The organism is Gilliamella sp. B3172 (assembly GCF_026536465.1).
Lineage (GTDB): Bacteria > Pseudomonadota > Gammaproteobacteria > Enterobacterales > Orbaceae > Gilliamella.
Genome location: NZ_JAFNOA010000002.1, coordinates 148,177 through 174,539 on the forward strand (window position 1 = coordinate 148,177; position 26,363 = coordinate 174,539).

24 protein-coding genes and 1 pseudogene are annotated in these 26,363 nt (G+C 36.7%); 15 read left to right on the top strand and 10 right to left on the bottom strand.

Features of this window, described 5'->3' with window-relative positions; genetic code table 11:
• The first annotated feature begins 69 nt into the window (after positions 1-69).
• From J3U37_RS03385 to J3U37_RS03400, 4 genes are all read left to right on the top strand, one after another.
• Positions 70-762, top strand: a complete 693-nt coding sequence (locus tag J3U37_RS03385) for a hypothetical protein (protein ID WP_267373367.1) — start codon at positions 70-72, stop codon at positions 760-762.
• A gap of 58 nt (positions 763-820) precedes the next feature.
• Positions 821-1,669: a bifunctional methylenetetrahydrofolate dehydrogenase/methenyltetrahydrofolate cyclohydrolase FolD gene (gene folD / locus J3U37_RS03390; protein ID WP_267373368.1), complete on the top strand. Its 849-nt coding sequence runs from the start codon at positions 821-823 to the stop codon at positions 1,667-1,669.
• 80 nt (positions 1,670-1,749) lie between these two features.
• Positions 1,750-2,241, top strand: coding sequence for a peptidylprolyl isomerase B (gene ppiB / locus J3U37_RS03395; RefSeq protein WP_267328727.1), 492 nt, complete (start codon positions 1,750-1,752; stop codon positions 2,239-2,241).
• Positions 2,234-2,986 (top strand): UDP-2,3-diacylglucosamine diphosphatase, encoded by a 753-nt coding sequence (locus J3U37_RS03400; RefSeq protein ID WP_267373370.1) that lies wholly within the window; start codon positions 2,234-2,236, stop codon positions 2,984-2,986. Before ppiB ends, J3U37_RS03400 begins: the two co-directional genes overlap by 8 nt.
• On the opposite strand, the gene modC is transcribed toward J3U37_RS03400, so the two are convergent.
• From modC to modA, 3 genes are read right to left on the bottom strand one after another with little or no spacing between them, the layout of a single operon-like run.
• Positions 2,965-3,645 (bottom strand): molybdenum ABC transporter ATP-binding protein, encoded by a 681-nt coding sequence (gene modC / locus J3U37_RS03405; protein ID WP_267373372.1) that lies wholly within the window; start codon positions 3,643-3,645, stop codon positions 2,965-2,967. The two genes, J3U37_RS03400 and modC, sit on opposite strands and share 22 nt — an antisense overlap.
• Positions 3,646-3,651: 6 nt before the next feature.
• Complete coding sequence (gene modB / locus J3U37_RS03410; protein ID WP_220219239.1) at positions 3,652-4,341, bottom strand: molybdate ABC transporter permease subunit; 690 nt, start codon at positions 4,339-4,341, stop codon at positions 3,652-3,654.
• Between the two features lie 11 nt (positions 4,342-4,352).
• Positions 4,353-5,105 (bottom strand): molybdate ABC transporter substrate-binding protein, encoded by a 753-nt coding sequence (modA, locus tag J3U37_RS03415; RefSeq protein WP_267328730.1) that lies wholly within the window; start codon positions 5,103-5,105, stop codon positions 4,353-4,355.
• A 288-nt stretch (positions 5,106-5,393) separates the two neighbouring features.
• Between modA and J3U37_RS03420 the strand changes: the two genes are divergently transcribed.
• From J3U37_RS03420 to amtB, 9 genes are all read left to right on the top strand, one after another.
• The gene (locus tag J3U37_RS03420) at positions 5,394-6,170 is read left to right on the top strand and encodes a TOBE domain-containing protein (protein WP_267373374.1); all 777 of its coding nucleotides are present in this window, start codon (positions 5,394-5,396) and stop codon (positions 6,168-6,170) included.
• A gap of 15 nt (positions 6,171-6,185) precedes the next feature.
• Positions 6,186-7,646 carry a molybdate ABC transporter ATP-binding protein ModF gene (modF, locus tag J3U37_RS03425; protein ID WP_267373375.1) on the top strand — a complete coding sequence of 487 codons (1,461 nt, stop codon included), beginning with the start codon at positions 6,186-6,188 and terminating at the stop codon, positions 7,644-7,646.
• A 395-nt stretch (positions 7,647-8,041) separates the two neighbouring features.
• Complete coding sequence (gene uvrB, locus J3U37_RS03430) at positions 8,042-10,045, top strand: excinuclease ABC subunit UvrB (RefSeq protein WP_267328733.1); 2,004 nt, start codon at positions 8,042-8,044, stop codon at positions 10,043-10,045.
• 25 nt (positions 10,046-10,070) lie between these two features.
• Complete coding sequence (locus J3U37_RS03435) at positions 10,071-10,421, top strand: RidA family protein (RefSeq protein WP_220219623.1); 351 nt, start codon at positions 10,071-10,073, stop codon at positions 10,419-10,421.
• A gap of 230 nt (positions 10,422-10,651) precedes the next feature.
• Positions 10,652-11,152 (top strand): 5-(carboxyamino)imidazole ribonucleotide mutase, encoded by a 501-nt coding sequence (gene purE, locus J3U37_RS03440; protein ID WP_267335899.1) that lies wholly within the window; start codon positions 10,652-10,654, stop codon positions 11,150-11,152.
• Between the two features lies 1 nt (position 11,153).
• Positions 11,154-12,224, top strand: coding sequence for a 5-(carboxyamino)imidazole ribonucleotide synthase (purK, locus tag J3U37_RS03445; protein WP_267373377.1), 1,071 nt, complete (start codon positions 11,154-11,156; stop codon positions 12,222-12,224).
• 48 nt (positions 12,225-12,272) lie between these two features.
• Positions 12,273-13,760: a dGTPase gene (dgt, locus tag J3U37_RS03450; protein WP_267373378.1), complete on the top strand. Its 1,488-nt coding sequence runs from the start codon at positions 12,273-12,275 to the stop codon at positions 13,758-13,760.
• A gap of 252 nt (positions 13,761-14,012) precedes the next feature.
• On the top strand, positions 14,013-14,351 hold the full coding sequence (glnK, locus tag J3U37_RS03455) for a P-II family nitrogen regulator (RefSeq protein WP_220219247.1): 339 nt from the start codon (positions 14,013-14,015) through the stop codon (positions 14,349-14,351).
• A gap of 20 nt (positions 14,352-14,371) precedes the next feature.
• Positions 14,372-15,652 (top strand): ammonium transporter AmtB, encoded by a 1,281-nt coding sequence (gene amtB / locus J3U37_RS03460; RefSeq protein ID WP_267373380.1) that lies wholly within the window; start codon positions 14,372-14,374, stop codon positions 15,650-15,652.
• Between the two features lie 104 nt (positions 15,653-15,756).
• On the opposite strand, the gene J3U37_RS03465 is transcribed toward amtB, so the two are convergent.
• The gene (locus tag J3U37_RS03465; RefSeq protein WP_220219249.1) at positions 15,757-16,233 is read right to left on the bottom strand and encodes a hypothetical protein; all 477 of its coding nucleotides are present in this window, start codon (positions 16,231-16,233) and stop codon (positions 15,757-15,759) included.
• Positions 16,234-16,850: 617 nt separating this feature from the next.
• Positions 16,851-17,138, bottom strand: a complete 288-nt coding sequence (locus tag J3U37_RS03470; protein ID WP_267373381.1) for a hypothetical protein — start codon at positions 17,136-17,138, stop codon at positions 16,851-16,853.
• 366 nt (positions 17,139-17,504) lie between these two features.
• On the opposite strand from J3U37_RS03470, the gene dsdC reads away from it, so the two are divergent.
• The gene (gene dsdC, locus J3U37_RS03475) at positions 17,505-18,473 is read left to right on the top strand and encodes a DNA-binding transcriptional regulator DsdC (RefSeq protein ID WP_267373382.1); all 969 of its coding nucleotides are present in this window, start codon (positions 17,505-17,507) and stop codon (positions 18,471-18,473) included.
• A gap of 76 nt (positions 18,474-18,549) precedes the next feature.
• Here the strand turns inward: dsdC and J3U37_RS03480 are convergent, their stop codons facing one another.
• The 4 genes from J3U37_RS03480 to fdhD form a co-directional block, all read right to left on the bottom strand.
• Positions 18,550-19,461: an EamA family transporter gene (locus J3U37_RS03480; RefSeq protein ID WP_267335895.1), complete on the bottom strand. Its 912-nt coding sequence runs from the start codon at positions 19,459-19,461 to the stop codon at positions 18,550-18,552.
• A gap of 217 nt (positions 19,462-19,678) precedes the next feature.
• Entirely contained in the window at positions 19,679-20,917 is a 1,239-nt protein-coding gene (locus tag J3U37_RS03485) for a nucleoside permease (protein WP_220219253.1), read from the bottom strand.
• Positions 20,918-20,979: 62 nt separating this feature from the next.
• On the bottom strand, positions 20,980-21,798 hold the full coding sequence (locus J3U37_RS03490) for a purine-nucleoside phosphorylase (RefSeq protein WP_267373383.1): 819 nt from the start codon (positions 21,796-21,798) through the stop codon (positions 20,980-20,982).
• Between the two features lie 425 nt (positions 21,799-22,223).
• Positions 22,224-23,036 (bottom strand): formate dehydrogenase accessory sulfurtransferase FdhD, encoded by an 813-nt coding sequence (gene fdhD / locus J3U37_RS03495; protein WP_267373384.1) that lies wholly within the window; start codon positions 23,034-23,036, stop codon positions 22,224-22,226.
• Between the two features lie 202 nt (positions 23,037-23,238).
• Here fdhD and J3U37_RS03500 point away from each other — a divergent pair, with 202 nt between their 5' ends.
• Positions 23,239-23,769 (top strand): DedA family protein, encoded by a 531-nt coding sequence (locus J3U37_RS03500; RefSeq protein WP_220219256.1) that lies wholly within the window; start codon positions 23,239-23,241, stop codon positions 23,767-23,769.
• On the opposite strand, the pseudogene mscM reads toward J3U37_RS03500, so the two are convergent.
• Positions 23,766-26,306: pseudogene (mscM, locus tag J3U37_RS03505) on the bottom strand (miniconductance mechanosensitive channel MscM); the annotation flags it as partial. The gene J3U37_RS03500 and the pseudogene mscM overlap by 4 nt on opposite strands.
• Positions 26,307-26,363: the final 57 nt, after the last annotated feature.

The window sequence follows — 26,363 nt, forward strand, 5'->3', positions numbered from 1 at the left end:
ATATTATTTATTATGTTTATTGATAAGCGAAAGCTATAATCGGTTGTAATTAACTAATTGGATATAAATATGTTAAAAAAAATATTATTAATCGTTTTGTTATTACCCATGAGTGTCTATGCTGCTAAAAAAGAGTGTGCTGTTAAACCCAGTTATGACATCTCTATCAGCAAAGAGAGTGTGCATATTTACAATAAAAAGGATGATTTGATTATTTTGCCAAACGGTAATGTAATATTAAATCAAAAATCGATAACGCCAAATCGTGCCTTACAAAAAAAATTAATCCAATTTCAAAAGGATTTTCGGATTCAGCTACCTAAGCTTGAACAACAATCTTTAGACCTTTTACTTGAAATAAAGACAAGTTTTGATCAAGCTATAATAAATCAATTAAGTGATGATAGTGAGCTGAAAAGTGAATTAAATAAATTGTATAAACGCTTGGTCAAGTTGCTTCATACTGCCATTATCACTGAACAAGGTAATACTCAATTTCACTTTGAAAATTTTAATAATCTAAAAAAAGAAGGACAAGATATTGGCGAACGTATTTTTTATAATGTGGTCGGTGGCAGTATTTTGCATTTTAATTTTTTCAAAAATATGGGTGCAATTAAAGAGATTTCCAAAAACGAATGGAAGGCGCAAAAGCCTAAACTTAAAGCTTTTGAAGCCAATATTTGTTCAGTTATAACCAATTTTGACCAAAATTATAAACAAATATTGACTGAACTTAACCAATCAACCATAACTGAATAGACATTAATAAAAACTTTTGCGAGAATAATATTTTCAGTAAACATAGAAATGAAGACTTATGAGTGCACAAATAATTGATGGAAAAGCGTTATCGCAACAAATCCGCAATGACATAGCGAGTAAAGTTAAAGCACGTGTTGAAAAAGGATTAACTCCTCCGGGGCTAGCAGTTATACAGGTAGGCTCCGACCCTGCATCTAAAATTTATGTCAGTAATAAGCAAAAAGCTTGTGATGATGTTGGTTTTGCTTCATTTGCTTATGATTTTCCAAGCTCTACAAAAGCTGATTTATTAGCGCTAATTGATGAACTTAATCAACGTCCTGAGGTACATGGTATTTTAGTTCAACTCCCATTACCGGACAATATTGATAAAACTAAGGTGCTTGAACGCATAGATCCACGTAAAGATGTCGATGGTTTTCACCCTTATAATATTGGTCATTTATTACAGCGAGACCCTATTTTACGCCCATGCACCCCTTATGGTGTTGTTAAGATGTTAGAATCAACCGGAGTAAACCTATCGGGTCTTAATGCAACGGTAGTGGGTGCCTCAAGTATCGTCGGGCGCCCAATGGCACTGGAGTTATTATTATTAGGATGTACAACAACTATCACTCATTCTCGCACTGTTGATTTAGCAAAACATGTCAGCAATGCTGATATTGTTGTTGCAGGAGTGGGAATTGCCAATTACGTGAAAGGCGAATGGATTAAGCCGGGTGCAATTGTTATCGATGTTGGTATTAACCGATTAGCCAATGGTAAATTGGTGGGGGATGTCGAGTTTGATGAAGCTGCTAAACGTGCAGGTTGGATTACCCCAGTTCCTGGTGGAGTCGGCCCAATGACAGTAGCGATGTTGATGAGTAACACATTCGAAGCTTGTGAAAAGTTTAGTTAGTCGATAGGGCAATACCATGTCACAAGATTTCAGATTTTTTAGATGTAAAATAAAATAAAAATGAAAATAAGGAACATTTTATGGTTATATTTCACACTTCATACGGTGATATCAAAATTAAAACCCATGAAGATAAAGCACCGGAAACGGTAAAAAATTTTATTGAATACTGCAAAGAGGGTTTTTACGATAATACAATCTTCCACCGAGTGATTAATAATTTCATGATTCAAGGTGGTGGTTTCGGGCCGGATATGCAACAAAAGAAAACCAAAGCGCCAATCAAAAACGAAGCTGATAATGGTTTAAAAAATAATCGTGGTACATTAGCTATGGCGCGTACTTCTGATCCACATTCTGCTACGGCGCAATTTTTTATCAATGTGGTCGATAATGACTACCTCAATTACCGTTCATCTGATGTCAATGGCTATGGCTACTGCGTTTTTGCGGAAGTTGTAGACGGTATGGATGTTGTTGATAAAATTAAAGCTGTCAAAACAGGGCGTTCCGGTATGCATTCTGATGTTCCTGTGGAAGAGGTTTTAATCAAGAGTGTTACGGTTGAATAATCCAACACGCTTTTTTATTGCAGATATTCATCTTGCTGACAATACATCTGCCTGCGGTTGTTTCGATATCACCGCAGGCTTTTTGTCTTTCTTAGAGCAGCTCCCCGATCATTGTGAACTCTACATACTCGGCGATCTATTTGATTATTGGATTGGTGATGATGTCAATACACCGTTACATCAAAAAGTGGCTGACGCATTACAATCTCTGACAGAACGCCATATCAAAAAATTTTTTGTCCATGGTAATCGTGATTTTCTGTTAGGAAAAAAGTACGCCAAAATGTGTGATATGACGATATTGCCTGATGTAAATTGTATTGATAATCAAAACCAAAATATCCTTTTTTTGCATGGTGATCTACTCTGTATTGACGATCGGCAATATCAAAAATTCCGTAAAGTGATGCATAATAAGTGGTTGCAAAAGCTCTTTTTACTGTTACCACGCACGATTCGCACGAAAATCGCCGGAAAATTACGGCAAGAAAGCAGTGCGCATAATCAAGTCAAGTCTGAAAACATTATGGATGTTAACCAGCAAGCGGTTGAAGCAATGATGAAACAGCATAACGCCAATATTATGATACATGGCCATACCCATAAACCTGCTACGCATCACTTTTTAATTAATGGTCGTCAAGCTAGCAGAATCGTTCTAGGCGCTTGGCATGACGGTGTTTCGTACATTAAGCAAGAGAGTAACAGCGAAACTGTATCACTTTATAACCACGCTTTTAAATAATCACTTTGCAATATATCATCAGTTTTTCCAAAATTAAGTAATTGACCCTGATCTAAAATGACGACTTCATCTGCTATACACTTCACTTCGTTGATATTATGTGTGACATAGATAATAGGTATATTAAAATCACTAACCAATTTGGCAATATAACTCAATAATTCTCTTTTACGTGGCATATCCAATGCTGATAGTGGCTCGTCCATTAGCAGTAATTTGGGATTAGTAAGTAATGCTCGCCCAATGGCAACACGCTGTTTTTCACCGCCTGATAACATTGCCGGATAACGATCTAATAGGGAGCTGATATTGAGCACATCAACAATTTCATCAAATTTGGGCGACTTAATCCCTTTAGCGCCATAGGTCAGATTTTTTGAAACTGTAAAATGGGGAAAAAGCAAAGCATCTTGAAAAACCGTACCGATATCTCGTTTATTCGGTAAGATAAACTGTCGTTGTTCAATATCAACTAATGTTTCATCATTCAGTTGAATAAAGCCCTGATCGGGTTTGATTAACCCGTTAATAAGATTGATTAAGGTTGATTTTCCCGAACCTGAAACGCCTAAAACAGCAGTTACGCCTTGGCAGTTTATGGTATGGTTAAATTCAAAAATAAATGAAGAGAGTCGTTTGCTCACTGCTAATTTTAACATAACCGATCACCCTGCCAGCTTCTTTTTATGCCAGCGGTTTAACATTTCAGATAAGAATAGGGCAACCAGTGATAACACTATCGAGATAATGCACAACCTCAGTGCGGCTGATTCACCATTAGGCATTTGCAGCAAGGTATACATAGCTAATGGTAAAGTTCGTGTTTCGCCCTGAATATTTGAGACAAAAGTTATGGTCGCACCAAACTCACCTAAACAGCGAGCAAACCCGAGAACAATACCCATTAAAACACCGGGAAAAGCTAAGGGTAAGGTGATTGTAACAAATACACGTAACGAGCTAGCGCCTAATGTACGTGCTACATTTTCTAAACGAATATCGATAGATTCAATGGCTAAACGTATAGACCGTACCATTAACGGGAAAGCAACCACTGCAGAGGCCAACGCTGCACCTTGCCAATTAAAACTGAAACTAATATGGAAAAAATGATTTAACCACTCGCCAATTACCCCATGACGCCCCATTGTCAAAAGTAACAGATAACCTAACACAACAGGTGGCAAAACTAAAGGTAGATGGACAACGCTATCAAAGAGAGATTTTCCCCAAAATTGACAGCGGGCTAAAATCCAAGCTGTTAAAATGCCTAGTGGCAGACTAAATAAAATTGCCGCACCGGCAACTTTCAAGCTTAGCAGTAAGGTTTGCCATTCAAATTGCGTTAATATCATAATAAAATAGATTATTTAGTGATAAATCCATATTTTTCGAAAATCGCCTTAGCCTGTGGTGATTTTAAGTACTGATAAAAATCATTAGCTTCCGATTTTAACATTGTTATAGGATATTCAATCGATTCAAAAGTATCAGCCGGGAAAGTACCAACAATTTTCACTTTATCACTTACTTTAGCATCCGTACTATAAACAATACCTAAAGCTGCTTCATTGCGTTCAACTAACATTAATGCATCACGGACATTACTGGCAGGGGCAAATTGTGGCGCTAGCTTATCATACACACCTAAATGAGTTAACGACTCTTTAGCATAAAGTCCGGCTGGCACATGTTGAGGATCACCAATAGCTAATCTTTCGCCTTTGGGTAAAATGGCTTGCCAATTAGTATCTTTATTAATATCGACTTGATCAATTTTCGCTTGCTTTGGTGCAATAAGAACTAAACTATTTTTTAATAGATCTTCTTTATTTTTGGTTAACTGATGATCGATAAGATATGTCATCCATTTTTGATCTGCTGACATAAAAATATCGGCTGGGGCACCTTGTTCAATCTGCTTAGCTAAAACTGAAGAGGAAGCAAATGAAAAGACAATTTCTGCATCTTGATGCTCTGCTTTATAGGCTGTAGCAATATCTTGCATAGCATTAGTTAACGAAGCAGCGGCAAAAACCGTTACTTTTTGTGTAGCTAGAGCCGAAAACGACAGTATCAAAGCTGTCAATCCAAAAATAAATCCAGTTAATGTTTTCATTTAATCTCTCACAAATTCCATGATGACAACAATTTAACGATAAAATTGATTAATCACTTAACCACAGCATCGTTATATAAAATAATACATAACGATGCTATCAAAAAAATTTATAAAGTACAATTAAAGATCAATAGTTAATCAAATTGAATAAATAAAACAATATTTACCAAATTATCATATAATGACCAACAACAAGTACAGACTTTGAACCCTAGGCAAAAAGCGTCTAAAATAGATTAATCTGTAGGCAAAAAGTCGCTGTAAAGCTTATCAAGGGTTAGCAAGATGTTCTCGCCAGAAATATTATTAACATTAAAACTCAATCAGCAATTATTTACTGATGCAAGACGTATTGCATTATTAAAAGCGATAGAGCACACTGGCTCTCTAAGTCAGGCGGCAAAATCAATTGGCATTAGCTACAGAACTGCCTGGGATGCTATCAATGAAATCAATCAATTAGCCCCTAAACCTTTTTTGATTACCGCAACTGGTGGTAAAAATGGTGGCGGGACAAAATTAAGCGCTTATGGCGTTAGGTTTATTCAACTTTATGATCTGCTGACACAACTTCAGCATAACGCTTTTCAAATATTAAGTGATGATGAGATACCGCTTGATGATATTTTAAAGACAACGGCAAAATTATCCTTACAAACCAGTGCGCGTAACCAATTATATGGTAGCGTGCAGCAGATTGAAACGAACACTATTGCTGGCTTTATCGATGTTAAGTTGAATGATAAACAGACAGAGTTAAAAGCTTATATCACCCAGCAAAGTATTGAACGATTGAAATTAAGCATTGATAAATCTGTTCTTTTATTAATTAAAGCGCCTTTAATTGAATTTAATGATAGCAACCAAAATTGTCTACTCGGTAAAGTAGAAACGATAACCAAAGAGGGGCAGTGGAGCGAAATTGCTATTTCATTACCGTCGGGTTTAATGCTCTATGCCAGTAAATTAACCTGTGAAATTGAACCTCTCGCTTTAACGGTAGGCAAACAAATCACGTTATCTATTGATCCCCAACACATTATTGTCGCAACATTAGTTTAGTTTATTGAGGTAGTTATGTTACATATTGAAAATGCACACTATAAAATCAATGATTATAAAGTGTTTATCATCGAATCTTTAACAATCGATAAAGGAACCAGTGTTGCTTTTGTTGGGCGTAATGGCAGTGGCAAATCAGTACTGGCAAAAGCGCTAGCTTCTGAACAATCATTATTGTCCGGGCAGGTTAACAATCAATTTAAGTCCTCAGCGCATATCTCTTTTGAACAGCTACAAAAACTGATCGATGAGGAGTGGAAACGTAATAATACCGATATGTTAAGTGAAGGGGAGGATGATACAGGACTCACTACCGCGCAAATTATTCAAGAAAAAACAGTTGATGATAAACTTTGTCAGCAATTAGCAGAACAATTTGGCATTGCTCATCTTTTAGATAGACGTTTTAAATACCTATCCACCGGTGAAACACGTAAAATCTTAATATGCCGAACATTAATGTCAAAGCCTGAATTATTAATTTTAGATGAGCCATTTGATGGACTGGATCAATTATCCCGAGAAAATTTAGCAGAAAAGTTAAGCGAGTTATCTAAGCAAGGCATTACTATCATATTGATTTTAAATCGCTTTAATGAAATCCCTCTTTTTGTTAACTATATTGGCTTATTAGCCGATTGCCAGCTATTGAAATTTGGACTAAAAGACACAATATTAGACGATGAAACAGTAAAACTACTGGCTGATCTTGAAAGTTTGCCTAACGCAGATTTGCCCGATCCCGAGCAATCACCTGCACCGCTATCCGATACCTTAGATCGTATTAATCTGATTAATGGACATGTTCAATATGACGACAAAGTCATCATAGCAGGTTTAAACTGGCAAGTTAAAGCTCATGAAAATTGGCAAATTGTTGGCCCTAATGGTGCGGGTAAGTCAACGTTGTTAAGTTTAGTTACCGGTGATCATCCTCAGGGATATAATAATGATCTGACTTTATTTGGTCGTAAACGGGGAACCGGTGAAACGATTTGGGATATTAAACGTCATATTGGTTATGTGAGTAGCAGTTTACACCTGGACTATCGTGTTAGTTCAAGTGTCAAAAATGTATTAGTTTCCGGCTATTTTGATTCAATTGGCGTATATCAAGCTATTAGTGATAAGCAGTCGAAACTGGCAGATGAGTGGTTATCAATTTTAGGATTAACACAGCAAGCGGATAAACCGTTTCAATCACTGTCTTGGGGGCAACAACGGCTGGTATTAATTGCTCGAGCACTGGTGAAGCATCCAACATTATTGATTTTGGATGAGCCTTTACAGGGGCTTGACCATTTAAATCGAGAATTAGTTAAACGTTGGATTGATCGCTTAATCAATAACGGACACACACAATTGTTATTTGTATCACATCATGCCGAGGATGCGCCAAAATGCATCACTCATCGACTAACTTTTGTGCCCAAGGTTGATTTTAGCTATCAATATAAAATTGAAAAATTAAATTAAGTATTTGGTAAAACCTATTGAACCGAAATTGAAAAATAGGAAAAATCATCAAAAAAACTTTTTTGTCATGGTTAAATTTTACCGGAAAAAATGAAAAAAGTTTATAAAGGTTATACTTATGAAGTTATCCCCGATGCCTGTGGATAACTCTGTGAATAGATTATTGAAAAGTGTGCTGACCTCAATGGCTAACAGGTTTTAACTCGGTTTGGTTACAACTTAATCATGAAGTGTGAAATTGTTATTTATCAATAAGTTAGCATAAATCAAGTTATCATTTCGTTATTATTCTTATGCGTTTTTATATCAAATGCACAAAAAATATAAGATTTGAAAAGGTCAAGTCTTTTTGGGGATAATTTTTATTAATAGGTAAAATATTAGGTTGCGATGTAATGAGAAAATTTAAATTATGTTCCGATTTCAAACCTGCTGGTGATCAACCAGCAGCAATAAGTAGGATTAATCAAAACCTTGATGACGGAATTGCACATCAAACATTGTTAGGTGTTACAGGTTCAGGTAAAACATTCACCATGGCCAATGTGATAGCTAAACATAATCGCCCAACAATAATTCTTGCGCCAAATAAAACATTAGCAGCGCAACTTTATGGCGAAATGAAAGCTTTCTTTCCAGAAAATGCCGTTGAATATTTTGTGTCTTACTATGATTATTATCAGCCTGAATCGTATGTACCGTCGACAGATACGTTTATTGAAAAAGATGCTTCTATTAATGAGCACATTGAACAAATGCGCCTTTCTGCCACCAAATCACTATTAGAAAGACGTGATGTGGTAATTGTTGCTTCGGTTTCAGCTATTTACGGGTTAGGTGCGCCTGAAACTTACATGTCAATGATTTTGCATTTAACTCGAGGAACAATCACCGATCAACGTTCAATCTTAAATCGATTAGCAGAGTTGCAATATACTCGAAATGAACTCGGATTTAGTCGTGGTACGTTTCGGGTAAGAGGCGATGTTATCGATATTTTCCCAGCTGATTCTGATGAACTGGCGGTAAGAGTAGAACTGTTTGATGATGAAGTTGAAAAGATAGTCATGTTCGATCCATTAACTGGCAATAGTATCAATGAAGTGCCGCGCATTACTATTTATCCAAAAACGCACTATGTTACGCCAAGAAATATCATGGATAATGCCATTGCGCAAATTAAGCAAGAGCTTAAAGAGCGTCAAAAGGTGCTATTAGATAATAATCGTCTTTTAGAAGAACAACGATTAACTCAACGTACCTTATTTGATATCGAAATGATGACCGAATTGGGATACTGTTCCGGGATAGAAAACTATTCCCGCTTTTTGGCACAACGGAATCCGGGCGATCCGCCAGCAACATTATTTGATTATCTACCCGCTGACGGTTTATTATTTATTGATGAATCGCATGTTGCGATACCGCAGTTAGGGGCTATGTATAATGGTGACCGATCGCGTAAGCTCAATTTGGTTGAGTACGGTTTTCGTCTACCTTCTGCATTAGATAATCGACCATTAAAATTTTCAGAATTTGAAAATATAATGCCACAAACGATCTATGTATCGGCAACGCCAGCGAAATATGAAATTGAAAAATCTGGTGGAGAGATTATTGAACAGGTGGTTAGACCAACCGGACTACTTGATCCTATTATCGAGGTTAGACCGGTTGCGACTCAGGTCGATGATCTACTATCTGAAATCAAAATCCGGATGCGTAACGATGAACGCGTGCTGGTGACAACCTTAACTAAACGTATGGCAGAAAACTTAACTGATTATCTTTCTGAGCATAATGTTAAAGTTAAATATCTACACTCAGATATCAATACTGTTGAACGAATGGAGATTATTCGTGATTTACGTCTGGGTAAAGTTGATGTTTTAGTGGGTATTAACTTATTACGAGAAGGGCTCGATATTCCTGAAGTTTCCCTTATCGCAATACTTGATGCTGACAGAGAAGGCTTTTTACGTTCGGAAAGTTCATTGATACAAACGGTAGGCCGTGCCGCTCGTAATGTTAATGGTCGAGCAATATTATATGCGGACAAAATTACGCCAGCTATGCAAAAAACCATTGATGAAACCGCTCGTCGTCGTAAAAAACAGGAAGATTTCAACACTGAACATGGCATAACACCAAAATCAGTCCGTAAAGAGATCAAAGATATTTTAGATGCCGGATTGAGCACTAAAAAATCTACTGCTAAAGTACAGGCCTTCGAACCGGGTAAATCGTATAACTATGTATCGGTGAAAGAAGTTCAAGCAAGAGTCAAAGAGCTTGAAGCGATGATGTACGAAGCAGCACAAAATCTTGAGTTTGAAAAAGCCGGCGTACTACGTGATGAGATAAAACAATTGCGAGCCGATTTTATTAAAGTCTCTTAATTATTCATCAAAAAAGGAAAATATGATGACCATAAAACGAATTGACCCGGCTGATCGCTGGTCTGAAGCGGTGATCCACAATAATGTTATTTATTACACCAGTGTACCGAGTGACTTGATTAATGATGCTTATGCGCAAACCAAAAGCGCATTAGCAGAGATTGATCAAATCTTAGCAAGAGCTAATAGCGACAAATCACAACTTTTAGATGTAACCATTTTTTTAGTGAACAAAAGTGATTTCGCCGCTATGAATAAAGCATGGGATGAATGGGTGGCAAAAGGAAGTGCACCAGTTCGCTGTACCGTACAGGCTGGATTAATGAAAGATGAATACTTAATTGAAATCAAAATTGTTGCCGCAATAAAACCGTAATTTAAAAACAACTGCCGCCGACGGCTGTCGGCGGATATCAACCCTATTGGGCTATTTATCGTTTCATAATCAATTAACGGCAAAGTCCCTAAAACGTAAACGGTGAACAAGTTACGTTTGTCCAATCAAATATAGTTACCCCCAAATACTGGCTTTTTTTTATCCTCAATAATTAAATTTTAGTGTATACTTTCGTACACTTAACACTTGATATCTTCACATCTATATCTATGCATATTCAACCTAAAATAGCCATTGTCATGGGCTCTAAAAGTGATTGGAACACAATGCAACATGCGGCTGATATCCTTGATGCATTAGCCATTACTTATCATGTCGAAATTGTCTCAGCACATCGTACACCCGATAAATTATTTCAATTTGCTCAAGATGCAAAGCAACGAGGATTTGAAGTAATTATTGCCGGGGCTGGCGGAGCTGCTCATCTGCCCGGTATGTTAGCGGCAAAAACGCTTGTGCCGGTATTGGGCGTGCCGGTACAAAGCGCAGCATTAAGTGGCTTAGATAGTTTATATTCCATTGTTCAAATGCCAAAAGGCATTCCGGTTGGCACATTAGCTATCGGTAAAGCGGGTGCAGCAAATGCAGCATTATTGGCGGCTCAAATTTTGGCATTACATGATAAAGACATTTATCAACGATTATCGACATGGCGCTTAAGCCAAACCGATGAAGTATTAAATAATCCTGATCCAAGAGTAGAAGCATAAAATGACAACTCAAACTGTATGTGTGCTTGGCAACGGTCAATTAGGGCGCATGCTCAGACAAGCTGGCGAACCATTAGGTATTAAAGTCTTTCCTGTGGGGCTAGATGATGACCCAAATACGATTCCTTATCAACATTCAGTCATTACGGCTGAAATTGAACGCTGGCCAGATACCCCTTTTACGCAGCTATTAGCCAATCATCCCCAGTTTATTAATCGAAATATCTTCCCAATTATTGCTGATCGCCTAACCCAAAAACAACTACTGGATGAACTAGGATTACCCACAGCAAAATGGTGCCCACTTAATGATAAACAGGACTGGCAAACACTGTTTAATCAGTTGGGTGAACGACTAATTGTAAAACGTCGAATCGGCGGTTATGACGGTCGAGGACAGTGGCGCATTGGGATCAATAGTGAAATAGATATACCGGATGATATATATCAACATGCTATCGTTGAACAAGCGATTTTATTTGAAAAAGAGATGTCATTAATTGGTGCCCGTAATGCCCAAGGTGAAACTGTCTTCTATCCACTGACCAACAACCTACATCAAGACGGCATATTAAAAATGAGTGTTGCACTGGCGGAGCAAGCGCCGGAGCTACAAACTAAAGCAGAAACAATGCTTGCAACTATCATGCATAAACTCAACTATATTGGGGTTATGGCGATGGAGTGTTTTGTTAAAGGTGATGAGCTACTCATTAATGAGCTGGCACCTCGTGTACATAATAGTGGTCATTGGACTCAAAATGGCGCATCTATCAGCCAATTTGAATTGCATCTGAGAGCGATATTAAACTTACCTATGCCTAAACCTGATGTTTCAAGTCCGGCGGTTATGGTTAATTTAATTGGTACTGACCTCAATTACAATTGGTTGACTGATGAGTTAGTTCACCTGCATTGGTATGAAAAAGAGGTAAGGGCAGGACGTAAAGTAGGGCATCTTAACTTAACGCATAATCAGCCAGAAAAATTAATACGTTCTTTAGATAAACTTATTCCATTATTGCCGGCTGATTATCAAATTCCGATCGAATGGGCCAAGCAATGGTTATAACGGTTTGATGTGTAACAAAGTTATCAATTTAATTCAAAGGAATGTACCATGATCGACTTCAATCAAAAAATTAATTACCAACGATATAGTAGCAAACAGTGTGAAACGCTAAACGATGAGTATGCTGTATTACGTCGATTTGAAAGTGATCGTGGTCGAATTATCAACTCGGCGGCTATACGACGCCTACAACAAAAAACTCAAGTATTTCCATTAGAACGTAATTCGGTTGTGCGTACAAGGTTAACTCACTCAATGGAAGTCCAACAGGTTGGGCGTTACATAGTCAAAGAGATACTTGATCGTTTAAATAAATCCGGGCAATTGAAAAAATACGGGCTTGATAAATCGATTATGTCGATTGAAACGCTGGTTGAAATGGCGTGTTTAATGCATGACATTGGTAACCCACCATTTGGTCATTTTGGTGAAGCGGCGATTAACCAATGGTTTACACAACGTTTAGGCATCGATAAACAGAGCCGTTATAAAGTGCTTGAAGAGTATGCCAGTGACAATGAAGACATCCGCCAACTAAAACAAAAGATTCGTCAAGATCTCTGCCATTTTGAAGGTAATGCTCAAGCGATCCGTTTAGTTCACACAATATTAAAACTCAATTTAACTTATTCGCAAATTGCTTCCATACTTAAATATTCTAAGCCGGCATATTGGTCATCACCAGTACCCGATAAGTTTGCCTATTTAATGAAAAAGCCCGGTTATTACTTATCTGAAGAACCTTTTATCTTAGAGATGTCAAAGCAGTTAGATATCCAGCCATTTCATCGTTATCCGCTTACCTATATTATGGAAGCAGCCGATGATATCTCATACTGTATTGCTGATTTGGAAGATGCCGTTGAAAAGAAAATTTTAACGGTACAACAGTTATATCACTCTTTAAAAGAGGCGTGGGGGCCTGTTAAAAAAGGCGATCTCTTCGATTATGTGGTAAACCGCCCTTATGAAAACCTAAAACAAAACCAATTTGAAGCCATAGGCATAGATCAATTCTTTATGTATTTACGTGTCAATACAATAGGTAGACTTGTTCCGCATGCCGCTGAACGTTTCATTGAAAATATCGAAGCAATCTATCACGGCTCATTTAATCATGCTTTACTGGAAGATCATGATGCCGAATATAAACTGCTTAATATTTTTAAAACTGTTGGGGTTGAACATATTTTTAATCATGAATCAGTGGAAAATATTGAACTGCAAGGCTATCGAATTATAAGCGGATTATTAGATATCTACAGCCCTTTACTCGATATGCCAACCGACGATTTTACAAAACTGGTTCAAGATGGCAATCACAAAAAATATCCTATCGAAACACGCTTGTATCATAAATTATCATCAAAACATCGTGTCGCTTATCAACAAGCTGTGACAAAACACAATATCAAACAGCCAGATTATGCTTGCTGGGAATTTTATTATCGTTGCCGATTGATTCAAGACTATATCAGTGGGATGACAGACCACTTTGCCTATGATGAATATCGTAAATTAATGGTGACGTTCTAAATAAATTGATTTTAGTGGGCACCAAAAAACAGCACTGCACTATATTAGTGCGCAAATAAAACTCACGATCAAGCTAAAGCCGCAGCTTTAGCTTTCTAACGTAGTAAACTTGCATATCTGCCTCATTGGCGAAATAGCAAGCTAACTTGATATCAATATATCCTGCTATTTCTGGCAAAGATAAAGCACATTAATTTATGGCATGTACTTTGCATTACATTGCTTATCTATCATATTTATGAGGAGCAATGAATGAAATTAGTTACCGTCATTATTAAACCATTCAAGTTAGAAGAAGTCCGAGAATCACTGTCCAACATAGGTATAACAGGCTTAACGGTGACCGAAGTTAAAGGTTTTGGTCGCCAAAAAGGGCATGCTGAATTGTATCGAGGCGCAGAATACAATGTTAACTTCCTGCCAAAAGTCAAAATAGAACTAGCCATTAATGATGAGCAGTTAGAAGAGGTGATAAGCACCATTTCTAAAGCGGCACATACCGGCAAAATAGGCGACGGTAAGATTTTTGTTACCGCTCTTGAACATGTGGTACGAATTCGTACCGGTGAAACCGATGAAGCAGCACTTTAGTCATTGTTAAGGATATTGTTATGTTAAAAAAGTTGATTTTTCCAATTGGGTTATTGCTTTCCTGTCCTGCCTTTGCTGATGAAATTTTGATAGTCGATAAAGCGGACAATGCATTTATGATGATCTGTACTGCACTGGTACTGTTTATGTCTGTTCCGGGAATAGCGCTATTTTATGGAGGATTACTGCGTTCTAAAAATGTGCTATCGATGTTATCACAAGTATTAGTCAGTTTTTCGTTAATTGCAGTACTTTGGATTGTTTACGGATATAGTTTAGCATTTGGTGAAGGTAACTGGTTTTTTGGCAATTTCGAGCACTTTTTATTAATTGGTGTCGGGATTACCGATATCTCCGGTTCCATTTTTGAACTTATTTGGATTGCTTTTCAAGGCTCATTTGCTTGTATAACCTGTTGTTTAATTTTAGGCGCGTTTGCTGAACGGATCCGTTTTTCAGCCGTATTAATTTTTACTGTTTTATGGTTCACCTTCTCTTATATCCCAATGGCACATATGGTTTGGGGCGGCGGAATATTAGGTGATGAAGGCGCATTAGATTTTGCCGGTGGCACGGTGGTACACATAAATGCTGCCGTTGCCGGTTTGATAGGCGCATATCTGATTAAAAATCGAATCGGTTATAACCGTGAACCACTTAAACCGTTCAATTTACCTTATGTTTATCTGGGGGCTGCAATCTTATATATTGGCTGGTTTGGATTCAACGCCGGATCGTCAACTCATGCAGATGAAATAGCCGGTCTTGCCTTTATCAATACGGTAGCTGCCACCGCCGCAGCGGTTTTAGCATGGTCGGTAGCCGAATGGGTATTACGTGGCAAACCTTCATGTTTAGGCGCAGTATCCGGTGTCATTGCCGGATTAGTCGGGATAACTCCAGCGGCCGGCTTTGTCGGTGTTGGCGGAGCAATGCTGATTGGTCTTATTTGTGGATTTGCCGGTGTATGGGGCGTTTCATCACTAAAACGTATCTTAAAAGTTGATGATACCTGTGATGTCTTTGGTGTACATGGGGTGTGTGGGATCGTCGGTTGTTTACTAACCGGAATTTTCACATCAGAATCATTAGGTGGATTAGGTTATAGCGAAGATACCAATATGTTAAGCCAAGTGGGTGTTCAATTGATGAGTATTATCACCTGTGTTATATGGACATCCGTGGTTGCCTTTATCGCGTATAAAATCGCTGATCTTTGCGTCGGCTTACGTGTTCCTGAAGAGCAAGAGCGTGAAGGATTGGATATCAATAGTCATGGTGAAAGTGCATTTAATAGTTAATTGAATATGAGTAACAAAAGATTCACTATTTAAATAATCTACAGCATATTATTGCTGTAGATTATGATTTATAACAATTGTTGTATTGTTACTGATATAAATTTTTAATCGTCCCAAAGCATAATTGCATTGTCTTCGGTTAAAATTAATGGTGGAGCAAAAAGATACTCTTTAATCTTAGTGGGTATCACATCCACATCATTAAGATTAAGTTGTAATTCCGGATAAGCTTTTGCTAACTCTTTTAATCGAGTATTAAGTAATTGCTTAACCTTATTCGATTCGTTTTCAATTGCAATTTCATCTTTTAGCATGCCAATTTGTTTAGCATGGTGTTCAGACTCAAATATTTCACGAAAGATAAACGAAAACCCGCCACTGTTATTTGAGCTGTTACTATCATGATACTCCTTGTATTCAGAATGACGTAATTTCAGCTCCTTAATACGTAACCCAATAATCTCATCAATATGATCAGTATAATAATTTAGCGTTGGATCTAAATAGGCTAAGGTTTTGTGTTCAGGAATTGCATCATTACTATGTACTAACGTAAATAAAGGTTTTTTCTGTGTCTTCATTCTGTAACTTCCTTTTTAATATTGTATAAAAATAACAACAATATATTGAATAAAAATTGTTACTTTTAGGTAAAGATGTTTCAGTTTTACATAACGTTTCAGTATGAAATCAATCAAGATTTCAAAATTAACTACTATTTACTTTTAGAAATTAGAACTAATGGTGGTTCATAACATCGATTAACAAACCACTTTAATTACCGTTACAACCCAACTTAAAAAAATTAAACAGAAATAAATTGTTCCTCAATACCCTCCATTAATTAATGCTATTAATTGCCTGTTTTGCTACAAGCAGATGATGTTTAAAACATGTGTTTACAACTCCGTTTGAATTTGTCCTAACTACATTAAAACTACGACTTAACGAGAATCTAACTAAAACAAATTAAACATTGATATCTATACACACAATAATTGAATTTCTTATTGCACATATCTTAGACATTAACTGTACAAAATTAAGCTAACAAAAACATCCGTATTAAATTTAGAAAATCATGCTATCAAACTAATCATTTACTCATAATTTAATAGGTTATTACATTTATTACTATTTCAAAGCAGCTTGTAAACAGTCAATTAAGAGACTAATTAACAAATAAAAATATCGCGTTTCAAAACAAATAAAATTGTTTTAAACAGTAAAAATTTTTAGGAAATTGAGCATTTAGGGTGCAATCCATTTTATTATCTCTTCTTCCTGAATTTGTTAATAAAATATTGAATGAGCTTCTTTGAATTATAAAATAAAAATTAAAGCAATATTTCAAAAAAATGTAAAAATAAACAACTTTAATTTTGTTTGCTTGTTTTTGACAGAATAAAACAAGTTCTTCTAAAAATAAAAGATTATTTATTATGTGGGGACGGCGTATTAACTTTTCAATACCTACTGGTGACATTACTTCATTCCTTTTTATTTTATTGAATAACACTCGATAACAATACTTATAAACTAAGGTGAAGCTATATTTAAAGACTGAATTTCACTAAAAGATAATACAAAAAATAATCAAATCTCAGTTAAGTTTTTTTATTAAAAATGTTATCTTTCTAGTTTATAAATGCTAGTGTTTTTACAAGTTTTTGTCCAGTATTTGACAAATGATCAATTATGAACTTAACATGAACTAGATTGTTTCAAATATGTGATCTAGATCATAAAATTAACTCACGCTTCAACATGAAGAAATTAGTGTAGGTATCTAAGTAAGGATAAGAGGTTTTTAGGTAATATTTTTTATAATGCTCTAATAGGAGTGCTGTAAATGTACGATGAAGATAAATATCTGAATAAGAATCGTGTTATCAACCGCTATCAATTATCAAAGTTACATACTTTCGAATCAGCCGCAAGGCACCTATCGTTTGCATTGGCAGCTGAAGAACTATGTATCAGCCCAAGTGCGGTAAGTCATCAAATTAATAAATTAGAAGAAGAACTTAACTTCAAATTATTTAAACGATTTCATCGCCGAATATCGCTCACTCGCGATGGAAATAATTTATTTAACGTAGTAAAAAGTTCACTCAATAATCTAAATCAAGAAATATTAGAGATTAAAAATCAAGAACTCTCTGGCGCGCTAACTATCTATTCCAGTCCGTCTTTTGCTCAAGAGTGGCTAATCCCTAAATTATCGATGTTTATTGAAGATTATCCCTATATTTCGTTGAATATTTTATCGGGAAATAAGATTCTTAACTTTAGCCAGCATCGAGTTGATCTTACAATTTATTATGATGATCTCCATTATGATGAATTGCTTTGTGAACATCTTATGAACGAAAGTATTTTGCCGGTTTGTACGCCGTCTTATGCAGTCAAACATGACTTACATGAAAACATTGATAATCTTCACAAATGCATATTTTTACATGACAACCAAAATAATGGCTACGATTCCAATTTTGCCGAGTGGGAGGCGTGGACTAACTATTTCTCGCTAGCTTGTGATTTAAACAAAATGCAAAATATGCTATTTGACCGATCAGATTATGCAATAACCGCAGCCTTAAATCATGTTGGAATCGCAATGGGGCGAAAACTCCTTGTCCAAAAATATCTTCAAACAGGTCAATTAATTTCGCCTTTTCCAAATATGGAAGCTCCTTGTTCTCAGCGCTATTATGTCTGTAAATCACAGGGCAAATATAATCCAAAAGTTGATATTTTTATCAATTGGTTAAAAAATCAGTTCAAACAATCACCCCTATCATTATTGATTGAGCGCTAATGTGGTTGCTGCAAATGATTAAGGTAAGATTCCAGTAATAAGTGTGGTTTGATTAACCACACTTAAAGCTGTTTAATTAGGGTCTTTTTTTGATATGGATTAAGTTAGGTAAGGCGATAGCCAATAAAATAATTAACACGCCTACCCACTGATTAAAATAAACTGACTCTTTCAAGTAGAAATAAGAACAGGTTACCGCAACCGGCAATTCAGCCGCTGATAAAATCGCACTAAATGAAATCCCAATTTTGGGAATGCCCACCGAAAACAGAAAAGGGGGTAGTACTGTGCCGAGTAAAGCTAGTAAAAAACCTAATTGATAGAGTTGATCATGAATATTAATTTTGAAAAAGAACATCGGCGGAAAAATCAAAAACGTCACAATGCAAGCACCGGTAATCATCAATGCACTTTTTTCAAGCTTAGGTAATTCATTGCCAATATTACTGCTGGTAGTAATAAATAAGGAGTACATAATGGCGGCTAATAGCCCAAACATACAACCAAACAAGTTTAATCGAATATCTTCATTAAAAATACCTGCTGCTAAAGCGCTTCCAGCAATAATGACAATGACAGTGACAATTTGAATAAATGATGGTTTATTTTTGAAAATGACAAAATCAATAATCACGCTGATCCATAGATACTGCATTAACAAAATGATAGCAATCGAAGCGGGTACCAATTGAACGCATTGATAATAACAAATACCGACTAAACCAGGGAAAATCCCCACCGCACAAACTTTCCATTTTTTGGTTAATGGCTGATTTAGTTCTTTTTCTGAATTGGATTTAGATTTGTGAAGTGTTTTGACTATAAGGTGAATACCCCACAAAATTAGCATTCCTAAAAAACATTGTACACCAGTTACTTCACCCAATGAATAACCCGCTTTATACGCGGTTTTTACAATCGAAGAGAGCACACCAAAACTACAAGCGCCTAAAAATACTAATAGTCCTCCTAAAAATTTTTCTTTCATAGTTAAATCTCGTTACTTTAAAAAACTCTATATTTCAAAAACTGTACTTATAAAACGGTACTTTTAACACATTGCCGATAACATTTTCGACACACAAACAAATAAGAGCCTACAGAGGATGCCTCTGTAGCTCTAAAATAATTAATAAATTAATCCTAAATGATCACAATAGAATATAAGCAATTGCGCTTAGCGCAATAATTTGACTGGGAAGTTATTACAACGCAGTTTCAGTTTTCTTATGGTCATAGTTGAATGTAAAATAAAATATAATACCTAAAATCAGCGCATAAGAAGCGAAAATTAGCCATATTGATTGCCAATCTTTAACACCATCATGCGTATACATATCAATGACAATACCGCTTAAAATAGAACCTAAATAAGCGCCAATACCATTGACCATTGTCATATATAATCCTTGCGCACTCGCCCGAATATTCGAACTCACTTCCTTTTCGATAAATATCGAACCGGAAATATTAAAAAAGTCAAAAGCGCAACCATAAACAATCATCGATAACATCAAAAGCACAAAGCCAAATGGTGTTGGATCACCAAATGCAAAAAGACCAAATCTTAAAGTCCAAGCAATGATGCTGATCATTATTACTTTTTTGATGCCAAATTTTTTAAGGAAAAATGGGATCGTCAAAATAAAAGCGACTTCCGCCATTTGAGATACCGAAAGTAAAATAGCCGGATATTGTACAATCAAGCTATCTTTAAATTCCGGTATTCTATCAAAATCGTGCAAGAAAGCGCCACCATAAGTGTTAGTGATTTGTAATATCGCACCGAGTAACATGGCAAACAGAAAAAACACCGCCATCGTCGGCTTCTTGAATAAAACGAAAGCATCAAAACCTAATCGAGCAGCCCATGACTGCTTAGGATCTTTTTTAATTGCAATGTCTGGCAAGGTTGCACTATACAATACCAGTATTACCGATGCCGCACATGCGACATAAAGTTGTGCATTGCTAAGTTCAAATTTGAGTAAACTTATCATCCACATGGCGATAATAAAACCAATGGTGCCGTACACTCTTATTTTAGGAAAAACAGTAACCGTATCAAGCTTACTATTATCTAAACAATGATAGCTAATCGAGTTTGAAAGGGCGATAGTTGGCATAAAAGCAAGGGCATTACACAGCATGACCCAAAATAATACAGTGGAATTATCGACCGAAGCAGCATAAAAAAGCGCTATTGCACAAATTGAATGACAAAGCATATAGAGATATTTTGCTTGAACAAATTTATCGGCAATAATCCCAATAATACATGGCATAATCAACGCAGCTAATCCTTTTGTGCTAAAAATCATCCCGACTTCCGTACCTGAAAAGTGTAAAGTCTTAAACAGATAGGAGCCAAAAGTAACTAACCAGCTTCCCCAAATAAAATATTGGAAAAACAACATTATTTTTAATCTATCTTTTATGTTCATGTTTGCTATCCATAATATAAGTGTGTACGGCTTGTACCACTCAAAATAATAAAAACGAATAATTAAAAACGTTCGATAGTTTTGGTAATTAATTGTAAGAAAGTTGCTTTAACACGTTCGGCTGTTTCAATCACCTCTTCATGCCCTAATGGCTGATCTAAAATGCCACAAGCCATATTGGTTAAGCACGAAATACCAATAGTTTTGATACCTGAATGGTGAGCAACAATTGCTTCCGGTACGGTTGACATACCCACAGCATCAGCGCCTAACACACGAATCATTCTAATTTCAGCCGGCGTTTCGTAAGTTGGACCCGTCCACCAAGCATAGACACCTTGTTGTAAAGTAATATTGAGTTCTTTAGCAACGTCAAGGACGGTAGCGCGTAACTGTTTGTTGTAAAGTTCGCTAACATCTAAAAAGCGTACCCCTAACTCAGGGTTATTTGGACCAATTAATGGATTATTGGCAGTTAAATTAATATGATCGGTAATTAACATCAGTTCGCCGGGTTTAAAGCTGGTATTAACGGCACCACAGGCATTAGTAATAATTAACTTTTCAACGCCCAGCATTTTCATTGCACGAACAGGAAAAGTCACTTGATCTAAAGAAAACCCTTCGTAATAATGGAAACGTCCTTTCATCGCAACCACTGTTTTACCGCCGCTTTTACCAATGACTAATTCATTAGCATGACCGACCGCAGCCGATTGAGCAAAATGTGGGATATTGTCATATGCTATGCGAACGGCATCTTCAAGAGTATCAGCAAATGGACCTAAACCAGAGCCTAAAATAATGCCGATAGTTGGTTTTTTATCGGTGTGTTGTTGAATATAGTTAACCGCTTGTTGTATATCTGCTGTTTGATGCATGAGTGTACCTTTTCATTTTTAATATGTGCTAATAAATAACGCTAAGTGATAAAAATAACCACCTAAAACTTATAAATAATCAGAATGCTAAATTAAGATAAATTTAACATTAGCAATTTGAATGATGATTATTAATATCACTTAGTATGTCATAAGAAATGATATAAATAATCTGCTTTTTCTCAAAACGAGAAAAAGATCACATAAAAAGATATAATAAAAACAATGTATTTATTATTTCGGCGTATATTATGATGATCTTCTTAAAAGAAGGGAAGTTGATTATTGCTTAAAGCGTATTCGCCTTGTGCTATTTCAAGTATTAAATCATATAAATCAAATTATTAGGCTAAAAATTAATTTAGTTTAACTGCACATAGTGATTTGTCTGTTAAATATCTATTCAATTACGGATTTTATTATGTTTAAAACCCCTCAATCCGCTCACCACCACTATAGACAACGCCTTTAGTACCTCGAAAAAATCCTATTAATGTGAGATTACTTTGTTTGGCTTGCTCTACAGCCATCGATGTTGCTGCTGACACAGCAAGTAAGATCTCAATACCACAAATAGCACTCTTTTGTACCATTTCATAACTGGCTCGACTGGAGACCAAAATCACACCTGCCGGATGATCAGGCTGTTGCTGTAATTGTTTGGCTCGATAGCCCAATAGTTTATCTAACGCCACATGCCTACCGATATCTTCAAACCCGGCAATAAAGTTTCCTTGTAAATCGAGCCATACCGCTGCATGAGTGCAACCTGTTTGCTGCCCGACAAGCTGCACTTGCTCCAAACTTGCCAGCGAGTTTGTAAAATCAGATAAGTTAATCCGGTGATTGTTTGGCAACGTTGGGATAAATTGACAAACTTGTTCGATCTGTTCGCTACCACAAATTCCACAACCGGTTCGGCCAGCTAAGTGGCGGCGCTTGTTTTTTAGTTCAGCAAAGCGTCTTGATGAGAGTTCAATATGTACTTCAATGCCTTGCGGGGTAGGGTTGATATCAATGCCATAAATATCCGTCACTGCGGTAATAATTTTTTCGGTTAATGAAAAACCAATAGCAAAATACGCTAAGTCTTTAGGCGATGCCATCATCACCACGTGGGAAATACCGTTATAAATCAGGGCTACCGGCATTTCTATGGCTAACTGATCTAACTCAGGTGCCAACTGTTTGGCAGCAATAAATTTATTAACTGTAAGTGTTTCAATACCGATTGTCATAGTTGGCTCTTGATCTTGATGTTGTCAATGAGATTAGTAAGTTAAATATAATAACTGAGGATATAATTAATAGAAAGTACGGAATAATCAACGAAAATTGAAGATAATAAGGTTCTACCAATCAATGACTTATTGAGATGCGTACACGGTTTAATATGTTAAAATGAAGCATCGTTAACAATATTTTAATGCAACTAAACTTATGTCAATACACGAAATTACCCATGAAATTATGCAGTTTATTCAACAACACCAAGTCTGGGCTTTGCCGATTATCTTTCTATTAGCTTTTGGTGAGTCATTGGCGATTATCTCTTTACTGGTGCCGGCAACTGCAATTTTATTAGGTGCCGGTGCACTGGTTGGCGCTGGTGTTATGTCATTTGTTCCGGTGTTGATTGTGGCATCGTTGGGCGCCATTTTTGGTGACTGGCTCTCTTACTGGTTAGGTAAACATTATCATCAGCAAGTGATCAACGCATGGCCACTGAATAAACACCCAAAATTAGTTTATCGAGCCGAACAGTTTTTTGCTCGTTACGGCACATTTGGCGTTTTTATCGGTCGTTTTTTTGGCCCTTTACGGGCATTAGTACCACTTATCGCTGGTACGATGCATATGCCAGCGACAAAATTTAATTTGGCTAATGTCACCTCAGCGCCGATTTGGGCTTTTGTGTTACTTGCCCCCGGCGCTTTCGGTATGCGTTGGTTAGAAACCCTATTTGGTTAAATGGTGCCAACGGTATAACTGCGACGCCCACTTTTGCGACCAAGCGCTTCTAAATTGGTTTGCAATGGTGGGAATGGTAATGTTAAATGGTGACGACGATACGCCTCGAGTATCAATTTATGTATAGCGCTACGTAGTTGCATGCGGTGCCCCATTTCAGCGGCAAAAACACGTAACTCAAATAACTGAATACCTTCTTGAATATCAACTAAAAATACTTGTGGCTCCGGATCTTTAAGCACATATTCACACTCATCAGATGCTTGCTGTAATAGTTTTATAACCAGTTCGCTATCTGCATCAATGGTTGCGGGAATCGTCAGTACAATTCGGGTTATGGAATCCGATAGCGACCAGTTGACGAGCTGTTCAGTAATAAACGCCTTATTTGGCATCACAATCTCTTTGCGATCCCAATCAACAATAGTAATGGCACGGGTGCTAATTTTGGTAATGTTACCGGTTAAATCACGAATAGTCACGGTATCACCAATACGTACCGGCTTTTCAAATAGAATAATTAGGCCTGAGATAAAGTTAGCAAATATTTCTTGAAGACCAAAACCTAAACCAACACCTAAGGCGGCAATAAGCCATTGTATTTTAGACCAATCAATACCGATAAATGAAAAAGCAATCATGCTACCAATCATTAAAATAATATATTTAGAAACGGTCGATATGGCGTAACTGGTACCGGGCGCTAAATCTAAGTGCTGTAATATGCCCAGCTCTAAAAGAGCCGGTAAGTTTTTAACCAGTTGAATGGTAATTGTCATCACTAAAATCGCAATAAATACCGCACCAAGGGTAATATATTGTTCCGCTTCTGTTCCATTAACAATAATCGTCGTCCCCCACAATTTAATGTTATTCATAAAGGCGAACGCTGAATGGAGTTCTGACCAAAGCAGTATCATACTAATGAGAGCAATTAACATAATAATTGATCTCACTAATTGTAACGACTGAGCACTAATCACATCCAAATCAATAACAGGCTCATCGACACCGTCATTATTGACCTGAGATAACTCTTCTTCCTGACCTTTGGCTCGTTGCATTCTTTCTAGCCGGCGCTGTTTGGTGCGTTCAAATTCAATTCTTCGTTTTTGAATCCACATCCAGCGACGAATCATAAAATAGATAACTAACAGACCAAACCAGATAATCACCGAGGCTTCAAGACGCCCCAATAAAACCTGTGCGGTAGATAGATAACCTAAGCAAGCGGCAATAATGGCTAACCATGGGGCACTTAATAAGATAAACCATAAAATATGGCTTAATAAATTATCACCACAACCTTTTTTATCAATGTAAAGTGGTACGCCGGCACGATGAATTGAGTTAGTCATAAACACTAATGCAAAGCATAAAATAATAAATGCAGTGCGACCAATCGTTGCGGCAAATTGACGGTTATTAAATTGATCAAAACTCATCACAATCATAACTAACGGAATCACGACCCAAACCGAAAGTTGATAATATTTCATTGCTTCACGGACATTTCGTTTTGACCAGCCGAAATGAGTAATAAACAGCCCATTTTTAGCGGCAAAATGGGCAGTAATGATAAACACCCATAAAATAGGCGCAGCGGCATTAACCCCATAACCCAAAGCGACAGCGACAGGATAATCCCAATTAATTTGCAAGGCATAACCAAATACCGCCCACAAAATCGGGATAGGTAATGCCATAATTAAGGAGTAAATAATCACTTTTAAGGTTAACGAATAACTATCTTGCGTCACTTTACCCACCCGTGAAGCTGATTTGTTTAAAAATTCGTAATATTTATTGCGCATCTTGAAGTGGGTAAACACAAACAGTAGCGACAAAACCAATAAAAAGAGTGGTTTTGGTGCCGTCAATACTTCACTGCTGGCGTTATAGAGTTGAGTTAACGTATCAATTGAAAAAATGACATAAACCACATCTTTAGCAAGATTGACCGGAAAGTTTAGCGAAATAGGGTTGACATCAGCTACCCAGAAAAAGTAGCGGTGTGCCGCCTCGTTCACTTCATCAATGGCATTGGTCAGTTGTTTGTTAGAAATCTTTAATTTAGTGAGTTCAAGAATCGTGGTATCGGTACCGGAGATTAAGGTTTTGAGAAGCTCACTTTGTTCACGAAGTAGCCGTCGATATTGGCTGGCAATTTTTACATTAGCTAATGAGCCGTTTAATGTCGGGTAGTTAGCTAATGCTGATAAGGTGTTAGTGTAATTAAGTTGCTGAACTTTAGCTTCAGCAATTTCGGCATCTAAAGGCTGTGATTTTGGTTTTTCCGGAAGGCGCAATAATTGTTGACGTAAGGTTTCGCCAAGCGCTGTTGAAAAACTTAACCACTCGCCTTGTTCAGCTAAGGTTGCTAACGTATTTTGAACATGCGAAATTTGCGTGGTGATGTTGTTTTGTTCATTAATAATGCTGGTTAAGTGAGTCTTTTGGTACTCCAAATTTTGACGAAGATCATCGTTTTTTTCATTCAATTCATTAATAATAGCAGAAAGTTCATCTTCATTATTAATTACCAACATACTCTCTTGAGCAACAGCAATGGATGAAAAGAGCAGGAACAAACA

What these genes read in the sequence shown, in the direction of transcription:
- J3U37_RS03385 (WP_267373367.1), top strand. Translation starts at nt 70, where the DNA reads ATGTTAAAAAAAATATTATTAATCGTTTTGTTATTACCCATGAGTGTC.
- folD (WP_267373368.1), top strand. Translation starts at nt 821, where the DNA reads ATGAGTGCACAAATAATTGATGGAAAAGCGTTATCGCAACAAATCCGC.
- ppiB (WP_267328727.1), top strand. Translation starts at nt 1,750, where the DNA reads ATGGTTATATTTCACACTTCATACGGTGATATCAAAATTAAAACCCAT.
- modC (WP_267373372.1), bottom strand. Translation starts at nt 3,645, where the DNA reads ATGTTAAAATTAGCAGTGAGCAAACGACTCTCTTCATTTATTTTTGAA.
- modB (WP_220219239.1), bottom strand. Translation starts at nt 4,341, where the DNA reads ATGATATTAACGCAATTTGAATGGCAAACCTTACTGCTAAGCTTGAAA.
- modA (WP_267328730.1), bottom strand. Translation starts at nt 5,105, where the DNA reads ATGAAAACATTAACTGGATTTATTTTTGGATTGACAGCTTTGATACTG.
- J3U37_RS03420 (WP_267373374.1), top strand. Translation starts at nt 5,394, where the DNA reads ATGTTCTCGCCAGAAATATTATTAACATTAAAACTCAATCAGCAATTA.
- modF (WP_267373375.1), top strand. Translation starts at nt 6,186, where the DNA reads ATGTTACATATTGAAAATGCACACTATAAAATCAATGATTATAAAGTG.
- uvrB (WP_267328733.1), top strand. Translation starts at nt 8,042, where the DNA reads ATGAGAAAATTTAAATTATGTTCCGATTTCAAACCTGCTGGTGATCAA.
- J3U37_RS03435 (WP_220219623.1), top strand. Translation starts at nt 10,071, where the DNA reads ATGACCATAAAACGAATTGACCCGGCTGATCGCTGGTCTGAAGCGGTG.
- purE (WP_267335899.1), top strand. Translation starts at nt 10,652, where the DNA reads ATGCATATTCAACCTAAAATAGCCATTGTCATGGGCTCTAAAAGTGAT.
- purK (WP_267373377.1), top strand. Translation starts at nt 11,154, where the DNA reads ATGACAACTCAAACTGTATGTGTGCTTGGCAACGGTCAATTAGGGCGC.
- dgt (WP_267373378.1), top strand. Translation starts at nt 12,273, where the DNA reads ATGATCGACTTCAATCAAAAAATTAATTACCAACGATATAGTAGCAAA.
- glnK (WP_220219247.1), top strand. Translation starts at nt 14,013, where the DNA reads ATGAAATTAGTTACCGTCATTATTAAACCATTCAAGTTAGAAGAAGTC.
- amtB (WP_267373380.1), top strand. Translation starts at nt 14,372, where the DNA reads ATGTTAAAAAAGTTGATTTTTCCAATTGGGTTATTGCTTTCCTGTCCT.
- J3U37_RS03465 (WP_220219249.1), bottom strand. Translation starts at nt 16,233, where the DNA reads ATGAAGACACAGAAAAAACCTTTATTTACGTTAGTACATAGTAATGAT.
- J3U37_RS03470 (WP_267373381.1), bottom strand. Translation starts at nt 17,138, where the DNA reads ATGTCACCAGTAGGTATTGAAAAGTTAATACGCCGTCCCCACATAATA.
- dsdC (WP_267373382.1), top strand. Translation starts at nt 17,505, where the DNA reads ATGTACGATGAAGATAAATATCTGAATAAGAATCGTGTTATCAACCGC.
- J3U37_RS03480 (WP_267335895.1), bottom strand. Translation starts at nt 19,461, where the DNA reads ATGAAAGAAAAATTTTTAGGAGGACTATTAGTATTTTTAGGCGCTTGT.
- J3U37_RS03485 (WP_220219253.1), bottom strand. Translation starts at nt 20,917, where the DNA reads ATGAACATAAAAGATAGATTAAAAATAATGTTGTTTTTCCAATATTTT.
- J3U37_RS03490 (WP_267373383.1), bottom strand. Translation starts at nt 21,798, where the DNA reads ATGCATCAAACAGCAGATATACAACAAGCGGTTAACTATATTCAACAA.
- fdhD (WP_267373384.1), bottom strand. Translation starts at nt 23,036, where the DNA reads ATGACAATCGGTATTGAAACACTTACAGTTAATAAATTTATTGCTGCC.
- J3U37_RS03500 (WP_220219256.1), top strand. Translation starts at nt 23,239, where the DNA reads ATGTCAATACACGAAATTACCCATGAAATTATGCAGTTTATTCAACAA.